Annotated in this window: 19 protein-coding genes; 11 read left to right on the top strand and 8 right to left on the bottom strand. The window is 45.6% G+C overall.

Annotation, left to right across the window (positions count from 1 at the left end; genetic code table 11):
• Window positions 1–184 precede the first annotated feature (184 nt).
• The 4 genes from CZ794_RS01510 to CZ794_RS01495 all read right to left on the bottom strand — a co-directional run bounded on the left by CZ794_RS01510 (window position 185) and on the right by CZ794_RS01495 (window position 3,661).
• Entirely contained in the window at window positions 185–928 is a 744-nt protein-coding gene (locus CZ794_RS01510; protein ID WP_087039871.1) for an amino acid ABC transporter ATP-binding protein, read from the bottom strand.
• A gap of 82 nt (window positions 929–1,010) precedes the next feature.
• On the bottom strand, window positions 1,011–1,694 hold the full coding sequence (locus CZ794_RS01505) for an amino acid ABC transporter permease (RefSeq protein ID WP_179207221.1): 684 nt from the start codon (window positions 1,692–1,694) through the stop codon (window positions 1,011–1,013).
• Between the two features lie 59 nt (window positions 1,695–1,753).
• A complete protein-coding gene (locus CZ794_RS01500; protein ID WP_087039869.1) occupies window positions 1,754–2,590 on the bottom strand; it encodes an amino acid ABC transporter substrate-binding protein in 837 nt (278 codons plus the stop codon).
• 309 nt (window positions 2,591–2,899) lie between these two features.
• On the bottom strand, window positions 2,900–3,661 hold the full coding sequence (locus CZ794_RS01495; protein WP_087039868.1) for a UTRA domain-containing protein: 762 nt from the start codon (window positions 3,659–3,661) through the stop codon (window positions 2,900–2,902).
• Window positions 3,662–3,907: 246 nt separating this feature from the next.
• On the opposite strand from CZ794_RS01495, the gene hutU reads away from it, so the two are divergent.
• From hutU to CZ794_RS01440, 11 genes are all read left to right on the top strand, one after another.
• Window positions 3,908–5,641: a urocanate hydratase gene (hutU, locus tag CZ794_RS01490; protein ID WP_087039867.1), complete on the top strand. Its 1,734-nt coding sequence runs from the start codon at window positions 3,908–3,910 to the stop codon at window positions 5,639–5,641.
• 43 nt (window positions 5,642–5,684) lie between these two features.
• Window positions 5,685–7,046, top strand: a complete 1,362-nt coding sequence (locus CZ794_RS01485; RefSeq protein WP_087039866.1) for a YjiH family protein — start codon at window positions 5,685–5,687, stop codon at window positions 7,044–7,046.
• A 170-nt stretch (window positions 7,047–7,216) separates the two neighbouring features.
• Entirely contained in the window at window positions 7,217–8,779 is a 1,563-nt protein-coding gene (gene hutH, locus CZ794_RS01480; protein WP_087039865.1) for a histidine ammonia-lyase, read from the top strand.
• Between the two features lie 37 nt (window positions 8,780–8,816).
• The gene (gene hutG, locus CZ794_RS01475) at window positions 8,817–9,872 is read left to right on the top strand and encodes a formimidoylglutamase (protein WP_087039864.1); all 1,056 of its coding nucleotides are present in this window, start codon (window positions 8,817–8,819) and stop codon (window positions 9,870–9,872) included.
• Window positions 9,873–9,915: 43 nt separating this feature from the next.
• The gene (hutI, locus tag CZ794_RS01470) at window positions 9,916–11,229 is read left to right on the top strand and encodes an imidazolonepropionase (RefSeq protein ID WP_087039863.1); all 1,314 of its coding nucleotides are present in this window, start codon (window positions 9,916–9,918) and stop codon (window positions 11,227–11,229) included.
• Between the two features lie 577 nt (window positions 11,230–11,806).
• Entirely contained in the window at window positions 11,807–12,169 is a 363-nt protein-coding gene (locus tag CZ794_RS01465; protein WP_040641606.1) for a roadblock/LC7 domain-containing protein, read from the top strand.
• Between the two features lie 87 nt (window positions 12,170–12,256).
• Entirely contained in the window at window positions 12,257–12,751 is a 495-nt protein-coding gene (locus tag CZ794_RS01460; protein ID WP_087039862.1) for a PAS domain-containing protein, read from the top strand.
• Between the two features lie 3 nt (window positions 12,752–12,754).
• A complete protein-coding gene (locus tag CZ794_RS01455; RefSeq protein WP_087039861.1) occupies window positions 12,755–13,504 on the top strand; it encodes a PhnD/SsuA/transferrin family substrate-binding protein in 750 nt (249 codons plus the stop codon).
• 96 nt (window positions 13,505–13,600) lie between these two features.
• Window positions 13,601–14,218, top strand: coding sequence for a hypothetical protein (locus tag CZ794_RS01450; protein ID WP_087039860.1), 618 nt, complete (start codon window positions 13,601–13,603; stop codon window positions 14,216–14,218).
• Window positions 14,219–14,259: 41 nt separating this feature from the next.
• Window positions 14,260–14,874, top strand: coding sequence for a hypothetical protein (locus tag CZ794_RS01445; protein WP_087039859.1), 615 nt, complete (start codon window positions 14,260–14,262; stop codon window positions 14,872–14,874).
• Window positions 14,875–15,283: 409 nt separating this feature from the next.
• Window positions 15,284–15,955, top strand: coding sequence for a methyltransferase (locus tag CZ794_RS01440; RefSeq protein WP_087039858.1), 672 nt, complete (start codon window positions 15,284–15,286; stop codon window positions 15,953–15,955).
• Window positions 15,956–15,983: 28 nt separating this feature from the next.
• Here CZ794_RS01440 and CZ794_RS01435 read toward each other — a convergent pair whose 3' ends face one another.
• From CZ794_RS01435 to CZ794_RS01420, 4 genes are all read right to left on the bottom strand, one after another.
• On the bottom strand, window positions 15,984–16,556 hold the full coding sequence (locus CZ794_RS01435; RefSeq protein ID WP_087039857.1) for a GNAT family N-acetyltransferase: 573 nt from the start codon (window positions 16,554–16,556) through the stop codon (window positions 15,984–15,986).
• 35 nt (window positions 16,557–16,591) lie between these two features.
• Complete coding sequence (locus CZ794_RS01430; RefSeq protein ID WP_087039856.1) at window positions 16,592–17,314, bottom strand: NTP transferase domain-containing protein; 723 nt, start codon at window positions 17,312–17,314, stop codon at window positions 16,592–16,594.
• On the bottom strand, window positions 17,311–18,675 hold the full coding sequence (locus tag CZ794_RS01425; RefSeq protein ID WP_087039855.1) for an XdhC family protein: 1,365 nt from the start codon (window positions 18,673–18,675) through the stop codon (window positions 17,311–17,313). Before CZ794_RS01425 ends, CZ794_RS01430 begins: the two co-directional genes overlap by 4 nt.
• An 87-nt stretch (window positions 18,676–18,762) precedes the next feature.
• A complete protein-coding gene (locus CZ794_RS01420) occupies window positions 18,763–21,183 on the bottom strand; it encodes a xanthine dehydrogenase family protein molybdopterin-binding subunit (RefSeq protein ID WP_087039854.1) in 2,421 nt (806 codons plus the stop codon).
• Window positions 21,184–21,185 lie beyond the last annotated feature (2 nt).

Below are 21,185 nucleotides of genomic sequence, written 5' to 3'. Positions count from 1 at the left end.
TCTTCACGTCCTCACTAATGATCACTATGAACATTTCAATTGTGGAAAAAACAAAAGAATAGTACTGTTATAGTTGTCTATTTGCTTCCTACTATAACCATTAAGCTCAAATGATAGACAAAAAAATCACCAGCCAAACGACTGATGATTTTTTTACAACTGAGTACGTTACATCACAAAAGTCTTACTGCTCAATACGCTGCAAGAACGCTTGCGTACGTGGATGCATTGAATCCTCAAATAACTGCTTAGCACTGCCTTCTTCGACCACTACCCCATCTTCGATCAAGACCACATGATCTGCCACATCACGAGCAAAGTTGATTTCGTGTGTCACCACAACCATCGTCCACCCTTCAGAGGCCAGCTGCTTCATACTTTCAAGCACATCCTGTACCAGCTCTGGATCCAGCGCTGAGGTTGGCTCATCAAACAATAATAATGAAGGCTCAATGGCCAATGCACGGGCGATACCAACACGCTGCTGCTGACCACCAGACAACTGAAATGGATAAAGATCGGCTTTATCTGACAGACCGACTTTGTCCAGCAACACCAGCGCCTTTTCACGCGCTTGTGCCTTGTTTTGGCCTTGTACCACCGTCGGCCCAAGCATCAGATTCTCAAGCGCCGTCTTATGAGGAAACAAGTTATAAGACTGAAACACCATACCTGACTTACGTTGTAACGCTAGCAAAGTATTTTTTTTAGGCTTAGTCGCAAAGTCAACGGTCAGGCTACCATCATCAAAGGCAATCACTCCTGAATCAGGAATCTCAAGCGCATTAAGACAGCGCAAAAAAGTGGTCTTCCCTGATCCTGAAGGCCCTAATATGACGACCACCTTGCCTTTATTAATAGTTAAATCGATGCCCTTTAGCACCTGATTGCTACCAAAGGCTTTATGAATATTAGTGACTTTGATCATGAAAATTCCTGTTGTACTGATAGCTGCCTTGCTAATCGCAATAACACGTGATGACAAATATACTCGTAGCGTTTATAGGCTTTTACTTCGCCACATAACGATCCAGTCTGGTTTCAAGCTTGCCTTGGATAAAGGTGAGAAACAGACAAATACCCCAATAAATAATCGCCGCTTCGGTATACACCAGCATGAATTCATAGTTACGGGCGGTGATAATCTGTGCTTGTTTGAACAGCTCTGTCACCAAGACCAATGAGGCAAGCGAGGTGTCTTTCACCAAACTGATAAATGTATTGGATAGTGGCGGTACGGATACCCGAAGCGCTTGCGGCAAAATGACATGACGAAATGTTTGCAGGTACGTGAGTCCAACTGTCGAACCTGCTTCCCACTGCCCTTTTGGAATCGACAAAATCGATGCACGTACCGTCTCTGAGGCATAGGCACCAATATTCAGCGAAAAGGCAATAATAGCGGAGGGAAAAGGATCAAGCTTAACCCCAACGCTTGGCAATCCATAGAAAATAATAAACAGCTGCACCAGCATCGGTGTCCCGCGAATGGCAGACACATAGATACGAGCAAGCCTATAAATGATCTGATGAAACCAGCCAGCACGTGGCACGATACGAATCAGGGCCACTGTCAGCGCAATGATCATACCAATCGTAAATGAGATCAATGCCAGTGGTATCGAATAATAGATACCACCTTTGAGCATCGGCCAAAAAGACGAGATGACAATTTGTGCCCGATCAGGGCTCATAAATGGCAATAACGCCAATAATTCAGCTAACCACGACACTGACATTATAGATCCTAGCATTATTTTTGTTTACTTATATCAGCACCAAAGAATTCTTCGCTCAATTTGGTCAGCGTACCATCAGCCTGTAATTCTGCCATCGCTTCATCCAATTTTGCTACTACAGCTTCATCACCTTTGATCAGCACCAAACCTGAGCCAGTTTGCTCACTAGCAGGCGCAGTTAGCTTAATCTCAAGACCTGAATCTGGGAATTTCTTCAGATAATCCAATACTGCCAAATTATCATTCATTGTAAAGTCAGCACGGTCTTGTTTGACCAACTGGACGGCTTGCGCCATGCCATCGACAGGGACGATTTCTGCGCCATAACGCTGTGCCAACTCGCCGTAGTTACTGCTGAGCGACTGAGCGGTACGTAGACCTTTTAGACCTTCCCAAGAGCTATAACGGTTGTCATCAGTCGGTGCCAAGACAACCGCACCTGACCAGCTATAAGCGGTAGTTTTGTCATACTTCGCTTGACGCTCTGGCGTGGTCAAGCTAACTTGGTTGGCCACCATATCAAACCGTTTTGAGTCCAAACCTGCCAGCATCGCATCCCATTGGGTTTCTTTAAACTCAACATTGACGCCCAATTTATCAGCGACAGCACGTGTCACTTCTACATCATAACCTGTGAGCTTACCGCTCTCATCATGATACGTAAATGGAGGATAGGTGCCCTCTGTACCGACGTTAATGGTGCCACCATTATTGATACGTTGCAGCAAATCAGAACCGCCTGTCGCGGTACTGTCCGTCGCTTTGGTATCAGTTTCAGTAGTCGTTGACTGACCACAAGCGGCAAGTAGGACTGTACTAGCGGCAAGGGCTAAGAGAGTACGACGTTTCATAAGACGTCCTTATAAGAGTAAATGGATGAGTCGAGACTGTTATATCAATGTCATAATGCCAGCAAATAATCTAAACCCTATGCAGACAGATATCACCATACGCATCTGAATCGTATTATTTTGCTTTGGTTGCCCGATTTAAGGGTTCTCAGTATATTTTTCAATACTGTTTCTACATTATTTTAAACGTTTAGACGATTTTATAGCAAATTTTGAGCCTATAACGACCGCTTAGACCGCAATCTGCTCATATAGTAGCGCACTTGAGTAAGAATAAACGTACAAAAATAGTGAGTAGGCGTCGATTTATCAAAGCTCGCCTGAAAACTGGTAACGATCGCCAGCATGCCACATCTTCACGAAAGTGACGACTTGACCCGCTGAGTAGGTCTGGCGGCGCAATACCAGCGTTGGTGACTGCGGTGCGATTTTTAAAAAATTTGCAATCTCTTCTGGTGCTGCCAATGCGCGGATGGTATAGCTACCGCGCTCTAGTGGGCTTTTGGCAATCAGATAATCACTGGTATTGACCACACTAAAATCCTGCTCAATAAACTCAGGGACTTTTTTGGCATCGACCCAGCGCTCCTCAAATTGTATGGGCTGACCATCGGCAAAGTGAATAATCTTTACCTCATACAATACAATTGCATTAGCGCTATTCGTCACGTCGTTATTTTCGCTGTGAGCAGACGTTTCTGCTGTTTCAATTCCAAACTTACGGCGCAGCTCATCATCTAACATATTGGCGGTAATGGGCCGCTTGCTCACCACTTTCGCTTCATAATCGCGATTGGCGGATTTTAAATCCTGAGCGATATTGCGTACTTCTACAAAGGTATGATTGAACTGCTGCTGGGCGACAAACGTCCCTGAGCCTTGCCTGCGCTCCAACACCCGCTCTTCGCTCAGTTCTTTGAGCGCACGGTTGACCGTCATCCGTGAGACACCAAACTCCTCAGCCAGTGCCATTTCTGTAGAGATTGCATTGCCTGCTTGCCATTTGCCAGAGTGAATATTGTCTAATATCGCATTTTTAATCCGCTGATACGCCGGAATCGTTTTTGTCATATCTGTCTTTAACCGTCAGTTCCGCTAATAAGAGTAGCACCATAATATCATGACAATCATCCAAGCTCTTATTCATATCACTCTATCAGTTATGCGCTTTTTTTCATTAATTCCGATTTTTGTAAAAAACTGCTTGCATGAAAAAAGCATCTTTGATAATTTGTATATACAACTTATGAGTAACCTAAAATAATCGCACTCAAAACCTGCATTAATAAAACTGTATTGATAACACAAGGAATGATCATGACAACCGATAATGGAATCAGCGAAAACGCACAAGTAAAAAACAACGAATTTACCCGCCGTGATGAAAATCGTGATATTGCCGCCCCTACTGGCAGTACTCTTCATTGTAAAAGCTGGCTGACCGAAGCGCCGTATCGCATGCTACAAAACAACTTGCATCCTGATGTCGCTGAAAACCCAAAAAGCCTTGTGGTATACGGTGGTATTGGACGTGCTGCTCGTAATTGGGAAAGCTATGATCAAATCTTAGAATCACTGAAAGCGTTAGAAGATGATGAGACGTTGCTAGTGCAATCTGGCAAACCCGTCGGCGTTTTTCAGACTCATGAAAATGCACCACGTGTCTTGATTGCGAACTCTAACCTTGTACCGCGCTGGGCGACGTGGGAGCACTTCAATGAGCTTGATCGCAAAGACTTATTTATGTACGGTCAGATGACAGCAGGCAGCTGGATTTATATTGGTACACAAGGCATCGTCCAAGGAACATATGAGACCTTTGTCGAAGCAGGTCGTCAGCACTATGATGGGAGCTGGAAAGGACGTTGGATTTTGACTGCGGGACTTGGTGGTATGGGTGGCGCACAGCCATTAGCGGCAACCTTTGCAGGCGCAACGTCATTAAACATCGAATGTCAGCAGTCAAGTATCGATTTCCGCTTGCGTACGGGTTATGTCGACAAGCAAGCAGACGATCTTGACCATGCTTATGAATTAATCAAACAGCATACGGCGGCGGGAGAAGCCGTCTCAATCGCCCTACTCGGTAATGCCGCAGACATCTTGCCTGAAATGGTTAAGCGCGCTCGTGCTGGTGAAATCAAACCTGACTTAGTGACAGACCAAACTTCAGCGCATGATCTAATCAATGGCTACCTACCAAGTGGCTGGACGGTCGAAGAATGGAAGGCAGCTCAAGAAGATCCAGAGCAACATGCAGCACTGACCAAAGCGGCAGCTGAATCTTGTGCGGTACACGTCCAAGCGATTTTAGACTTGCAAGCGATGGATATCCCAGCGACCGATTACGGTAACAACATCCGTCAGGTAGCGTTTGATGAAGGGGTTCAAAACGCCTTTGATTTTCCCGGTTTTGTTCCCGCTTATATTCGTCCGCTGTTTTGCCAAGGCAAAGGCCCATTCCGCTGGGTGGCACTATCTGGTGACCCAGAAGACATCTATAAAACGGATCAAAAAATTAAAGAATTGTTCCCTGAAAACCAGCATATCCATCGCTGGCTTGATATGGCAAAAGAGCGTATTCAGTTCCAAGGCTTGCCTGCCCGTATCTGCTGGTTGGGTCTGGGCGAGCGTGACAAAGCAGGTTTGGCATTTAATGAGATGGTCAAAAACGGTGAGCTAAAAGGCCCTATCGTCATTGGTCGTGACCATTTGGACACGGGTTCTGTTGCCAGTCCAAACCGCGAAACCGAAAGCATGAAAGATGGCTCAGACGCGGTCTCTGACTGGGCACTTCTAAATGGCATGCTTAATGTCGCAGGCGGTGCCACATGGGTATCACTGCATCATGGCGGCGGCGTCGGCATGGGTTACTCGCAGCATTCAGGTATGGTCATCGTCGCTGATGGTACAGATGCCGCTGCCAAACGCTTGTCACGTGTACTGGTCAATGACTGCGGCTCAGGTGTCATGCGTCATGCCGATGCAGGCTATGAGTTGGCGATTAAAACGGCAAAAGATTATGGTCTCAACCTACCAATGATCAAATGATGATCAAATAAAGCATCCAACACATTTTATCAAGGAGGATAACATGATTGAACAAAATACGGCTGCCCACCTCAATGATGGGACGACGGCTCCACCTGAAAAACTGTTGTCCAAGTCATTGGCACTGATACAGCTTATTGTATTTAGTACCATTGGGCTTGTGATGTTTTTTGTGCCCTTTACCATTGGCGAAAAAAGCACGATTTTGTTTGATCATGGCGCGACTTACCTTGTCACTCAGCAGCATACCTTATCTGTCACCTTGCTGTTCTTACTGATGGTTTTTGGCGTTAGTAAACCCTTTATAGATGGCTCATGGCGTAAAAATATTACGCATAAAATTTTGACGCTATTTAAGATTATAGGTCTGATTTTGGCAGTGATGTACATCACAGGTACAGCACCTGCCTTTATGATGGAAGCCGATATGTTGCCGTTTTTATTTGAAAAACTGGCCTTACCTGTCGGTATGATTGTGCCACTTGGCGCCTTAATTTTGGCATTCTTGGTCGGTTTTGGTTTGCTTGAGATGGTGGGTGTATTGATGCAACCTATTATGAAGCCTATCTGGAAAACGCCTGGCGCATCTGCCATTGATGCGGTGGCGTCTTTTGTGGGCAGCTATTCGATTGGTCTACTGATCACCAATCGCGTGTATCTACAAAAGCAGTATTCCGCACGTGAAGCCATTATTATTGCGACGGGTTTTTCTACGGTATCCGCCGCGTTTATGGTGATTGTGGCAAAAACACTCGGTCTGATGGAATTTTGGAATCTGTTTTTTTGGTCAACCCTAGTGATTACGTTTATCGTCACGGCCATTACCGCTCGTATTCCACCCATCAGTCTTTTTGATGACACCGTTGACCGTCCAGACCACAATCACGAACGAGGCAAACGTTTAGCAGCAGCGTTTGATTTGGGTCTATCCACGTCTCGTCGCGCAACCGACCTTAAGCATATCTTATGGTCCAACTTTCGTGATGGATTGATCATGGCAGCAGCCATCGTGCCTTCTATTATTGCGGTCGGTTTGACGGGTCTATTATTGGCAAAGTATACGCCAGTGTTTGATGCCCTAGGGTTGTTACTCTATCCATTTACATGGCTTTGCGGCTTACCAGAGCCGCTTGTCGCTGCCAAAGGTATGTCAGCGGGATTGGCGGAAATGTTCTTGCCTGCTCTATTGCTGAGTGAGGCTGACATGCTGACTCGTTATGTGGCTGGCGTTATCTCCATTAGTAGTGTGCTGTTTTTTTCCGCTATGATTCCGTGTGTGCTGGCGACCGAGATTCCCCTCTCTGTGGGCAAGATGGTCATCATTTGGTTTGAACGCGTGGTTCTTAGCATTCTATTGGCTGCGGCCTTTGGACAGCTGGCCATGTATATGAACTGGATTGGTTAAAAATAGCGTTGTACTAGGCCAGTTTTCTTCGCTGGCTGTGCGCTTTGCACGTCAGAAGCTTTATAACGTTTATCCCAGTGACACTGATATTTTTCCAAACTGTATTTGCTATAAACTTTTTATCAATAAAAAATATTATTAATATCCCTTATAAAATTAGGATTATCCTCATGACTGCTATCAAACAACTAACCCTACACCCTCGCCAGCTTAGCTTTGAGATGCTACGCGATATCTACGATCGTCCTGTTGTTTTGACTTTACCCGACAGCGCTTATGCAGCGATAGATGCGTCACACGAAGACGTTCGTACCATCATTGCCCGTGACAAAAGCGCTTACGGCATCAACACGGGTTTTGGTCTACTAGCGAAGACACGTATCAGTGACGATCAACTTGAGCTGCTTCAGCGTAACCTAATCATCTCTCACTCAGTAGGTACAGGTGACGCGTTGCCAGACAACGTGGTTCGTCTCATCATGGTAATGAAAGTTGCCAGCTTAGCACAAGGCGTGTCTGGCGTACGTCGCGAGGTGGTTGATAGCTTACTTGCCTTAATCAATCATCAAATCACGCCGAACATCCCTGCCAAAGGTTCCGTTGGCGCGTCTGGTGATTTGGCTCCCTTGTCACATATGACGCTTGCGATGATGGGTGAAGGTCATGTCTATGTTGATGGTAAAAAGGTTCTTGCTGCTGACGCATTGGCTCAGAATGGACTTGAGCCAATCACATTGGCTGCCAAGGAAGGCCTTGCTCTAATCAATGGTACGCAAGTGTCCACGGCGCTGGCATTACGTGGTTATTTCTTAGCGCGTGATTTGCTTGAAACAGCGACTATCGTCGGATCACTGTCTATCGATGCGGCAAAAGGCTCGGATGCGCCGTTTGATGCTCGTATCCATGACGTACGTGGTCATCACGGTCAAATCGAAATCGCTAAAGCACACCGCGAGCTTATCAAAGGCAGTGCAATTCGTGCCTCGCATGATGGCGAGCAGGACGATAGAGTACAAGACCCTTACTGCTTACGCTGTCAGCCGCAAGTCATGGGCGCGTGTCTTGATATCATCAATCAAGCGGGTAAAACCTTATTAATTGAATCTAATGCGGTAACCGACAATCCACTTATTTTTAATAACGAAGACGGTCCGGTCGCTATCTCTGGTGGTAACTTCCATGCTGAACCCGTCGCCTTTGCTGCTGATATTCTGGCCTTGGCAATTGCCGAGATTGGCTCGATGTCTGAACGCCGTGTTGCCTTGCTGATTGACGCGACTTTATCAGGTGGCTTGCCACCATTCTTGGTAGATAACGCTGGGGTGAATTCTGGCTTTATGATTGCGCACGTTACCGCAGCGGCGCTTGCCTCAGAGAATAAATCTATTGCTCATCCAGGCAGTGTTGATAGTATCCCGACCTCTGCCAATCAAGAAGATCATGTCTCGATGGCGACTTATTGCGCACGCCGCCTGTATGAGATGGCTCATAACACCGCAACCATCATTGGTATTGAGCTATTGGCTGCTGGTCAAGGTATCGACTTCCATCGTGGACTTGAGACCTCAGAGATGTTGACAACGGCGCATCAAAAGCTACGCGAACAAGTGACATTCTATGATAAAGATCGCTATCTTGCGCCTGATATCGAAGCGGCAAAAGAGTTAGTACTGAACGGTACACTTGCTGAGCATTGGCAAGCACTGCGCAGCAATTGGTACGAATCAAAATAAAGCGTCGTTAAGTTTATATTGAAAAAGGAGGTCTTTGATGACCATTGCAGCGGTTAGCCACACTATCGCCGATATGAACCGATGGACAGGACGCGCAGAGCCGTTTGAGACTGACCGCGCCCGTTATTGGTATCAGCTCGCCCAGCCTTATGAGGCTCAATATATTGGGCTGGTTGGCTTTGCGTGCGACCAAGGTGTCAGACGCAATCAAGGGCGTGTGGGTGCACGAGCTGCGCCGCCTTTGATTCGCCAGGCATTTGCTGCGCTGCCTGTCATCTCTGCCTTGCAGCAACGTTTTAAGGATCAACTGCCATCCTTACTGGGTGATGCGGGTAACATTCATTGTCATGATAACGATGGCTTTGCCGAGAGTACGCTTGAGCAAGCCCAAATCAAATATGCCGATAACGTCAGTCACATTATTGAGCAAGGCGGCTTGCCGATTGGGCTTGGCGGTGGTCATGCCATTGCTTATGGCAGCTTTTTGGGATTGTGGCAGGCATTAGCAAATACGCATAACCGTAATAATAGCGCTACAAATAATGAGGCTGATACGACTGCAACGCCGACTATCGGTATTATCAACTTTGATGCGCACCTTGATATTCGCCAGTCTGATGTGGCAACGTCTGGCACGCCCTTTCGTCAAATTGCCGAGCATCTTGACGCTCACGATCAAGCCTTTCACTATTGCTGTATCGGTGTCAGCCGATTTTCGAATACCGCTGCCCTCTTTGATCGCGCTGAACAATTAGGCGTGCATATTATCAGTGATGAAGACTGTCATCAGCAGACATGGGATAGCCTCGCCCAGCAAATTGATACGTTTATGAGTAAAGTCGATGTGGTCTATATGACTATTGATATGGACTGTCTGCCATCAAGCGTTGTCCCTGGCGTCAGTGCACCAGCCGCTTATGGTATTGAGCTCAGCTTTGTTGAGCGCGCTGTCAAACGTATTATGGCATCGGGCAAAGTAAAAGTAGCAGACCTTGCTGAAATCAACCCCACCTTTGATATCGATAATCGTAGCTGTAAGGTCGCTGCTCGATTGCTGGCGACCATTATTGAACAGCATTTACTCATCAGCTAGGTCTTACAAAGGTCACTCGCCTCCCAATTATCAGGAGCATATTATGAATGGATCAGAAAACTTTAAAGAGAAGACACTCGACGAATCTACTATGACCTCGTTTGATCACCTTATTACCAACGCCAATCTTGCGACGTTTTCAGCGCACTATGGTTTTAATCTTGATAAAAACGAGGATACTGATAGCTTCCCATACGGTCAGTTAGAGAACGCAGCTATTGGTATAAAAAGTGGCAAAATTGCTTGGATTGGGTCGCATGAGCAAATCGCCACTCATCTGCTTCATTATCAAGAGAACCAAATCACAGACGCCAACGGCAAATGGCTAACCCCAGGGCTTATCGACTGCCACACTCACATTGTCTATGGTGGCAACCGCAGCAATGAGTTTGAAGCCCGTCTGCACGGTGCCAGTTATCAAGACATCGCTGCACAAGGTGGCGGTATTGTCGCGACCGTGAGCGCCACCCGCGATGCCAGTATTGAAGCACTATTTGCTCAAAGTGAAAAACGTCTGCTGGCGCTCATTAAAGAAGGCGTCACCAGTATCGAAATCAAGTCCGGCTATGGCTTGGATTTGGATACTGAACGCAAAATGCTGACGGTGGCGCGCCAGCTTGGTGAAAAGCACGGTATTCATGTGAGTACGACTTATCTGGCCGCTCATGCCTTACCGCCTGAGTATAAAGACCGTGCAGACGACTATATTGAGCAAGTCTGCGAATGGCTGCCAATCTTGCATGCAGAAGGATTGGTCGATGCAGTTGATGGGTTCTGTGAAAATATTGCTTTTAGTAGCGATCAGATCAAGCAAGTGTTTGAAGTTGCACGCTCGTTAGATTTGCCCGTCAAACTCCACTCTGAGCAGCTGTCAGACATAGGTGGTAGCGCATTGGTAGCGGAGTATCAGGGATTATCCAGTGACCATTTAGAGCATCTGTCAGAAGACGATATCAAAAAAATGGCGGCCAGTAATACGGTAGCCGTACTGTTACCAGGGGCGTTTTATACCCTACGCGACACCAAGCTGCCACCGATTGCTGCCTTGCGAAAACACCACGTACCTATGGCCATTTCAACTGACTGCAATCCTGGCACTTCACCATTGACATCATTGTTATTGGCGATGAATATGGGCTGTACCCTGTTTTATCTCACCCCTGAAGAAGTCTTGGCAGGTGCCACCACTCATGCAGCACGGGCATTAGGATTAGATAAAAAAGGTCGGATAGAGGTTGGCTGTGATGCCGATTTGGTACTATGGGACATCACCCGCCCTGCTGATTTGGCGTATCAAATAGGACTCAACCCTATTGCAGGCATCATGTCTCAAGGTGAATGGCGCGAAAACCTATAATTAATATTGTGTTATACACAATATTTTTTAGCCTCTGTCTGCGACCGCATAGTAAGCAAGAAAATATGACGTTGGTAGCCCTGTCTGTCTTTTGAATTGAATTGAATTGAATTGAATTGACCATCATCACTCAAAAGCCCCGATCACTCCATGATTGGGGCTTTTTATTGGTACAAAACCGTGCATTTTTTAAGTCATAGCTGATTTGCTTCAAAACTAACGCCGAATTTAGACCAGTAACGTATCATGACTCACGCATCGATTTTATTCTGAGCAAGCGCCATTGCCAAAGAGTCGTTAGTAAGCAAAGTAAGTACGTGTCCTACAACAATCTAAACCCGCCTAATATCACTCATTTTTTCTCAGTCTTGTCTCCGTTTTCTCTTATAAACAATAGACCAAAAGGTAAAAATCAAAGATAAGCGGTAAAAAATATCAAAAATTTTAAATTAAATTGAAAATCACTATATCAATATAAACAGTAAGGAATTACAATACCTTTATTAAAACAAGGGTATTTTTGGCTAACGCTATTATTTTATAAATACAAACAGACAACCGGTACAGAGAAAGCGATATGCGTACAGATTCGTTTCAGCAAATTTTGGAAGATTTAAACAGTTCATCAGCGGATGTTGAAGCATCTGCCCTAATTTCTAACGATGGCCTTATGATTGCCTCAGCACTGCCAACTGGCGTTGACGAAGACCGCGTTGGCGCTATGTCAGCGGCTTTACTGTCACTGGGTGATCGTGCTGGTCGAGAGTTGGCACGCGGCAGTATTGACCGTATTATGATCCAAGGGGAAAAGGGTTACGTGATCATGACATCATCGGGAGAGGAGGCGGTACTCACCATCATGGCAAAACCAAATGCGAAGCTCGGCTTGATATTCTTGGACATCAAGCGCGCCTCTGAGGCTCTGGCAAAACTTATCTGACAAGTGTTTTTAGACTTTTATTGATAAATACCTTAGCAGATTGGTTTTTTAATCATGATGAACATAACGATAACTGAAGGATATACTATGGGCGCTCCCATCCCTGATGCACACAAGCCTGACATGCCTGCTGAGCAGGTTACCTTGACTTATTATGATGGCCACTCGCGCACGGTCTATGACACTGGCGTCGAACGTGCCTATCCTGATGGCAAGCTGATTGTATCGCGTACGGATTTAAACGGTGTCATCACGCACGTCAACGATGCCTTTGTTGAAATTAGCGGTTACGATATTGATGAATTAATCGGTCAGCAGCACTACATTTTGCGTCATCCTGACATGCCAAAAGCGGCTTATACAGACCTATGGCAGACTGCGGCTTCTGGACAAAAATGGCATGGCTATGTCAAAAACTTATGTAAAGATGGCAGTCACTATTGGGTCTATGCAACGGTCGTGCCGAACATTCGTCGCGGTGAAACCGTCGGCTACACCTCAGTACGCCGCAAGCCATCACGCAGCAAAATTGACGCGGCGATGACTCAGTATGCCCAAATGAAACAAAACGAGGAAGGTTAAATCATGACGACACACAATATGTTAATCGCCCCTGATTTCTCGCCTGAACGTTTTGCAGGCTGGCACATGTTCAACACCTTGATACAAAAACGTGCCAATCTCAATATGCATCTGAATATACCAGCGTCACACGCTGAACAAACACAAATCATCGAGGCAGGTGACATTCAGATTATTTATGCCAATCCTTTTGACGCAGCCACTTTGATTCGTGAGCAAGGGTATCGCGCCATCGCTCGACCCATCGGCAAATCTGATGAGATGGTCATTGCCTCGGCTGCCAATAGTGATATCAGTCGCTTAGAAGACATTCAGGCGGGCACTACTATCGCCATGGCAGACAATCGCGATGTCAAATTAATCGGCTTACGATTATTAGAGGCCGTGGATCTTGAAGAGGCTGATCTGAGTTGGGACATTACCGAAACCTATCAAGCAGCTGCACGTAAGGTGATTAAAGGAGAGGCTCAAGCCGCTTTTTTCTTGGCAGAGGTTTTTCATAGCTTTTCACGCTTAACCAAAGCTCAGCTATCAGTACTGATTGAAAGTGATCTGGCTGATATCAGCCATGTGCTGCTCATCAAAGAAGGGTTTCCCGATACACAGATTTTTATTGATGCCATTCTTAATTTGCACAACGATGATGATGGCAAAGGAGCTTTGTCTGAGCTTGGTATGCCTGAAGGGTTTGAGGCCATGAGCGAAGAAGATGGCGAATTTATGATCGACTTGATGCAAACCTTGCTCGACTAGCCATTCATGGATAAGTTTTTTCTACGTTGAATCATAGTCTACTGTACTCACCCCCACCCAAATGGTCACAGTAGCTATGATTTAGAGGGTTCTAAGATGTCTGATATCGATCTGATCAAAGAAAATGAGAAAGAAATACACCGCGTGTTTCGCTTGTACTCGCGTAAAGTATTTTTGGCACCCAATAACCGTCATTTTCATGAACAACGTATCAATGCCGCACTACTCTTGACCGAAAAAGAACCGCTACAAGGGGCGGTTGCTGACTTTTTTTATGGCTGCTGGTATGACATTCCTTATGACGTAAATAATCTTTTTACCCGTATCAAAGATCGTTTAATCCCTGAGGCCAAGCAAGGGTTTCGCGATTGTATTGATAAAAAAAGATATATTCAACGCAATAGCATGCTAGCGACCCGCTGGAGTGTTTTGGTCTCGCCTTCGCTTAATGACCAAAAACAGCGATTACGCATCAGCAGCGACGACGCCAAAGAAATATCCAAAGATATCACAAGCGAGCTCATGCAAGCGCGAGACCAAAAAGATTGGGGCACGATAGAACAAATCGAAAATGAATTCTTTGCTCATTGCATCGCACGCCATGATCGCTTGGCTTTCTCTCTGGTTTGGTTTCGTTTGGGAAAAAGCGACTGGCAATTTGATGAGCGCTGGAACCACTGTCAGCAGCACCTTGATCAAACGGTTAAACCCTAATTTATTTGTTATCTCTCACTTTTATCACAATGGTAGCCACTATGTCTTCTTACTTAAATGCTGATAAAACTTATCTGACTCTGACACCAGCGGGTATTTTTGAGGCATTTTCACAACGTGACCCCACTGATGAGCAGCTGTCATTACAAAACCTGCTGTCTTCTCCCCAGACCTTACTTGCCGCAGATTGGCTTGAGCGCTATTCTGATACGTGGTTACAGCGGTTTATAGAGCAAGGTTTGATTGAAAAGTTATCCCTTCTTTTACCTGCCCCCAATTTGCCACTGGATCAATTTTTGCCCTATGTGGTTGCCAGCTTATCAGGCAAACGTCGTGCTGCCATCGGGTCTGACGAAGGATTTTGCTTGGCACGCATTGGTTATAGTCAAGAAGAAGCGGACATGCTAAGCGTGGCCGCTGCTGACTTTTCAGGCTTCATACTGCGGCAAAAACAACGCGGCTGGGCAGTAGAAAGCCAAGCCATTTCGTTTTTTCAGCAAGTTGATTTACTTATTCCTGAAACCAGCTTTGTGTTTTTATGGATTGATGGCGCAGGCTACGTACTTATTATTGATGGCGAACCTTTAACCAACAGTCGCGCCTTCGTAGAATTGGTATGGGCATTAAAAACATCTGGCTTAAGGTTTGTTAATTAACTCTATTATAGGATTTGGATGTTGGCTCTGGCCATTCGTCGTTTAGGGATTTCTCTTGGGTTATGAATGCGTTCCGTCATTAAATAGATACACTCTTCTCTTTCAACCTACCCGCGGTCCATTGAAAGATATCCTGCGTTACTCGTGCTTTGACTGTGATAATCAATCTTTGCATAGCAGTTTTCTTAGTAAAGCCTTCTGCTTAGTAAAGCAGTTTGCTTAGTAATAAGAAGACGCTGAAAATTAACAAACGCTTAGCAAAGGTTAAGTCATACTGTATCGACTATTTAAACTTATTTTTTTCTATCCAACATTTCAACGATTCAAACCACATTCCTACCGACCACCCTCATCGAAAGTGGCAACCTTTGCCAAACCTTGCATTCTTGCTTATGTTTTAGGACAGTTTATGACTTCGCTGACCACTGTGCGCGTGCGTTATCAAACGATTGAAATTGGCAACACCGACATTCATATTTGTACATTGCGTGATAATCAACAATTTAGTGATCCTGATGATGAGGCATTAAACTTAGGTATCTGCTCTGCCTCTTGGCCGATGTTTGGGGTCATTTGGCCATCTAGTTTGGTACTTGCCAATCATATGCTCGATTATGATATTGCGGGCAAACGTATATTAGAGGTAGGCTGCGGCATGGCGTTATCCAGTCTCCTCCTCAATCATCGACATGCGGACATCACAGCGACCGATTATCATCCAACGGTTGAGTACTTCCTTGATCGCAACACCGCACTAAATAGTAATAAAGAAATCAACTTTGAGCGCTTGGATTGGGCAGAAGACAATAGTCATCTTGGCAAGTTCGATATCATTATCGGTAGCGACTTACTGTATGAAGATCAACATATTGATATCTTGGCTGAGTTTATCGAACGTCATGCGCTGCCAAAATGTGAAGTCATCGTCGTTGACCCCGGTCGTGGCCGTAAAAACAAGCTGACCCATAAAATGACCGAGTTTGGTTTTAGTAATCACCATGTCAAACCTGAAAATACGACGTATCTTGAGTTGCCATTTAAAGGGCATATTTTGACATTTTCGCGGGACAATACAGGTTAATTAGAGTAAAAACTTTCAATAAATAGCATCAAAGATTAACCATATTTTGCCACTGCTGCCGAGTTATTTTGTATAGCACATGCTCAGCAAGTCGATGCTTAGCATCAAGCATAGGATGGTAAAAATTGTCCTGCATGTTGATCATGCCAATACGCTGCATAATGAGTTGCGAGCGCTTATTAATAACAGCGGTAAACGAGACAACGTTATCAAGTGCCAGCTCAGTAAAAGCAAAATCTAATGCTGCACGCGCGGCTTCAGTCGCGTAGCCTTGACCCCAATAGTCTTTGTGAAGGCGCCAAGCGATTTCGACAGCAGGCGCAAACGACATCTCAGCATGTACCTCATTTAGACCAACCATACCAATAAAATCATCACCTTTTCCTATACCGTTTTTTAAACTGACCGCCCACAATCCCCAGCCTTTGTCTTCAATCAGTTGTTGACATTTTTTGGCAATGGTATTGCTTGTAGTCGTTGATAACACCTTGGGAAAGTATTGCATCACCTCAGAATCAGCATTTATTTTAGCAAATATTGCAAAATCACTTGCTTGCCACTGTCTAAGATATAGACGATCTGTTTCTATCGTACGAGACATTTTTATCTCTTAAGATTGGTACTATTTTGATTCGGTTAAAGTTGTTTATCTAACCAGCCTTTTTGCTGAGCATACGCCAGTTGCTCAGGCGTATCAATATCATAACTGAGCTGGTCATTGGTCACTGTACTTATCTTACTCGGTGGCAGCGCTCTGATTAAATGGCGTAGCCCTTTGTCACCTGTCAAGGCTGATTGCCATTGTCTAAGCAGACCATCATTTATGATTAATGGCAATCCGATGATACGTTTTGCTGATGAATTGGCTACAGAATGATCGTCCAAATACATTTTATCTGCATACGTCCAGCTATGATACTCGCTTGCCACCACTACTTGAGAACCTGCCAGCAGTGCCGTCAGATGCGACTCATCGAGCAATATCTGATCGACGCCCATGATTAATACTCGCTCATCTGGCAAGCTTACGTCAGTTAATGCCTCAATACCCAGATACAAACTGTGCGCCATTCCCGTCTCGGGCTGTGGATTCACAACCATTTGAATAATAGGGTATTGTGCAGCCAAATCAGCAACGGCATCCGTTATCGCATTATAATCAGGAACAATGACGATAATAACTCGTGGCTGTGTGGTCACTGCCAGTTTGAGCATAACCTCAATAAGCGCGTCGCCATTTTTATTCAGCAATTGTTTCGCTTGACCTAAGCGCTGACTGAGCCCACTTGCCAACACAATAATGGCGTGAGCTGAAGTCTTTTGTATATGCGGTGCCGCATCATTTATGCAACTGCTCATACCGGACTCATCACAGTCTCAGCGCTTTTGACAAGCGTGTTTGAAAAGTCAGTATTCAAACGATTATCGCCAGCAAGATTGAAATCTGAAAAACCTTGCGGCGGCAGTTGCTCATGCATCACAGCATTGATCTGTGCCAAAATACCAAGCGCCAATGCTTCAGGGCCATCTCCTCCTAATTTATAGCCAATGGGATAATGTATCTTGCGAATCCCATTGACCAACGTTTGAGGATCCGCTTTGGTCGCGCTAATCTCGTTAATTAGGCGCTCGGTACGATAGCTCGGCCCCAACTGTCCCAAATACTTATATTGCTCGGAATGCTCTAGCAATACGTCTAAGCGGGCGCGGTCTTGGCTCAGGCTATGCGACATCAGAGCAACGGCCGCATTCTTACTCAGTGCAAGTAGTTTAGCCGTTTTTTCTAATGGTAAATGCATGACAACATCTGCCTGAGGAAAGCGCATACGGGTCGCATATTGCGCACGACTGTCTATAATCGTGACATGCCAATCTTGCAGCTTTGCCATGGTCACTAGCGGCATCACATCATTACCCGCTCCGCAAACGAGCAAACGTATTTGTGGCGCCAACCGTTGTACGAGCCACTCTGTTGTCACGTCATTGTCGCTTAAAGTTACTTTTTCTGCTTTTTTGCCAAGCAGATTAGACGCTGCGAGTGCCTCAGCCATAGTGGGCGATAGACCTGATGCATCAAGGCCAGTAATGGCTGAATGCCCGCCAAAACTATGCATCGTCTCATCTTTAGAATATTGATGTGTGTCTAAATGGATGCGCATACCGATGGTGAGTCCAGAATTTTGTGACTCACGCGCATCTGAGCGAATCAAAGTCGCAATAGTGACAGGCTCTTGAGTACGTCGAACCTGAGCAATCATTTCTAACAATGATTTTGCACTTGCTAAGCGCTCGAACAAGACATGAACCCGACCATTACAGCCTAGTCCAAAATTCATCTCATCTAGCTCGTTGATATCATCTTCCCAATCATCAGATGCGCTATCGGGGTTGTCGCCTAAAAACTTATCGTTTGCTACGTGAGCGTTTTGTGTTGCTTCTTTGGCTTCGCCATTGTCTGTATAATCAATGTCTTCGCCTGTTTGATAAACTTGGACGTTGGCACCATGGCGTGTGAGCCAAAATGCCCGTTTGATAATATGTGGCTCCAAACAACCACCGCTGATCATCCCAACAGAACGTCCATCCTCACAAATCAGCATCATCGCACCAGCACGGCGATACGCCGAGCCTTCGGTGTGTACTACCGTTGCCAATACCGCATCGATATTTTGCTGCTGAGCCTCACCTGCCAGCTTAAGAATGTCAGCAATTTGATTCATAATGCCTCTTATCTGATCTTCTTTGATCAATATTTAAGTTGTAAAAACCCGCCAATAAAGCGGGTTTTTGTTTAAACGTATAAAAAACTACTCTGGCATCTCATAAAGTAACTTATCGAGCGTAATCGGAAAGTCATATACTCTAACGCCAACTGCATTGTAGACAGCATTAGCAATCGCAGCAGCCGCACCTGAAATAGCGGTCTCACCGATACCCTTAATGTGCATTGGGTTGGTATATGGATCGTCTTCTTCCACTAAGATGACGTCCAATTGCGGTACATCCGCATTGACTGGTACGTGGTACTCGGCGAGGTCATGATTACACAAACGACCATCGCGCTTGTCATGGATAACCTCTTCCATCAAAGCTGAACCAATACCAAATACCATACCGCCATAACATTGTGATGTGGCGGTATTGTGGTTAAGAATACGACCTGCGGCAAAGGCGCCTGTCATGCGCTTAACGCGAATCTCACCTGTGACCTTGTGTACGGCCACTTCTGCAAAGTTAGCACCAAAAGACGCCTGACGATGACTTTTGCCGTTTTTACCCGGTTTGATTTGGCCTTTTGCGCTCAGCTTTTGTTCATCATAGTCAGCGATTACTTTTGCTAAAGCATAAGATTTCGAGCCGTCAAAATCATACTTACTGGTATCTGACTTTGGTAGCGCAAACCCTGTCTTTTCAGAGATTTTGTCTTTTATACTTTCTGCTTGTCCTTTGACTGTCTCAATCGCGGTGTCTGTCTTGCTCGGCTTATGCGTGCCGACCTGCTTGATCTGACCGTTATCAAGCTGAATCGTATCCGCATAAAGACCAACTTTTGCGGCTATCATGTCGCGAAGCTGCTCACAGGCAAGATAAATACTACTACCAGAACTTGCTGCACCGAAACTACCGCCCGACCCAGACGCTGGTGGCAGCTCACTATCACCCAATTTCATTTCGATGTGGTCAATAGGCAGTCCCAATAAGTCGGCGGCTACTTGCGAGAACACCGTGTAAGAACCTGTACCAATATCCGTCATGTCTGTTTCAATCACAGCTTTAACACCAAGCTCTTTTGATTCATCCACTTGTAGCGTTGCGCGCGCTTCTGATTGCTGTAGCGAGTTGCCGCGAGAAGATGCGGCCATGCCTGTACCTATCCACCAATCACCCTCTAACTGACTGGCAGGCTTAGCATTACGCTCGCTCCAGCCAAATTGTTCAGCGCCTTGCTCCATACAAGCGATCAGTTGACGTGTCGAAAACGGAATATCTTGACTGGGGTCTTTTTCGGGCTCATTGCGGCGGCGTAGCTCAATTGGGTCAATATCCAACTGCGTGGCAAGCTCATCCATGGCACATTCAAGCGCAATCATTCCGACGGCCTCACCAGGCGCACGCATAGAGCCTGAAAGCAGTTGGTTCATATCGACTTGTTGATAATTGACTTGGCGGTTTTCGCCGCGGTACAAATAATGGGTCGATAAAGCAGAAGGCTCAAAAAACCCTTCATCAGGTAAGTTGCTACTGATTGAGTCATGAATCAATGTATTGATAACCCCTTGCTCATCACAGCCAATGGCAATGCGCTGACGGGTGTTTGAACGCTTGACCGTTGCTTCCATGACTTGCGGACGAGTCATACAAACCAATACTGGACGATCCAATTCTTTGGCGGCAATAGCAGCAGCAATGGACTCAGGAGCAATACCTAACTTACTACCAAAACCGCCACCAACGTAATGAGCAATCATTTGCACCTGATCTTTATTCAAATCTAAGGCATCCATGATTTGTTGCTTACAAGAGGCAACCATCTGATTAGACGTATAAAGAATCAGTTTGTCCTCTTCCCAATACGCTAATGTCGCATGAGGCTCCATCGCAGAGCTGGTTTGGTTTGGGGTATGATAAAAACGCTCGATGGTCACGGGCGAATCTGCCAAACCTTGCTGTGGGTCCCCATTCACGGCATTTTTGTCTGACCCTTCTTTTTCATTTACTTCATGAGCATTGGATAACTCCTTAGCAAAATCTAAAGCCGCCTGTTCAGTCTCATCTTTGTAAGTCACACGGATGGCTTGAGCGCCTTCTGTTGCGGCCTCAAACGTCTCAGCAACCACAACGGCGATTGGCTGACCATGATAAAAAATCTCAATAGCACCTTTAGTTGGGGCTTTGGTTGCTGTCCCTTGCTGCGGATTGCGCAAAAAATGCTTAGGATCAGTGACTACTTTAATAATACCAGGGATGTCGTCTAAAGCACTGCTATCGATACTTTCAACCTGACCTTTAGCGATTTTGGCACTCACCAAAACACCATAAGCTTGATTGTCACGATAAATTTCTGCTGAATAAGGTGCTTGACCGCTCACTTTTAATGGGCCATCAACCCGATTGATTGGCTTGCCCACCACGTTGTTTGTTGTATTAGCAAACGAAGAGTCAACTGGCTCATTCATCGTCATTTTTTTAGTAGGTTCTGATGGAAGTACTGAGTCTAGTAATGACATGA

Source organism: Psychrobacter sp. JB385 (genome assembly GCF_900163785.1).
GTDB lineage: Bacteria > Pseudomonadota > Gammaproteobacteria > Pseudomonadales > Moraxellaceae > Psychrobacter.
This window is presented reverse-complemented; position numbering and strand designations above follow the sequence as displayed.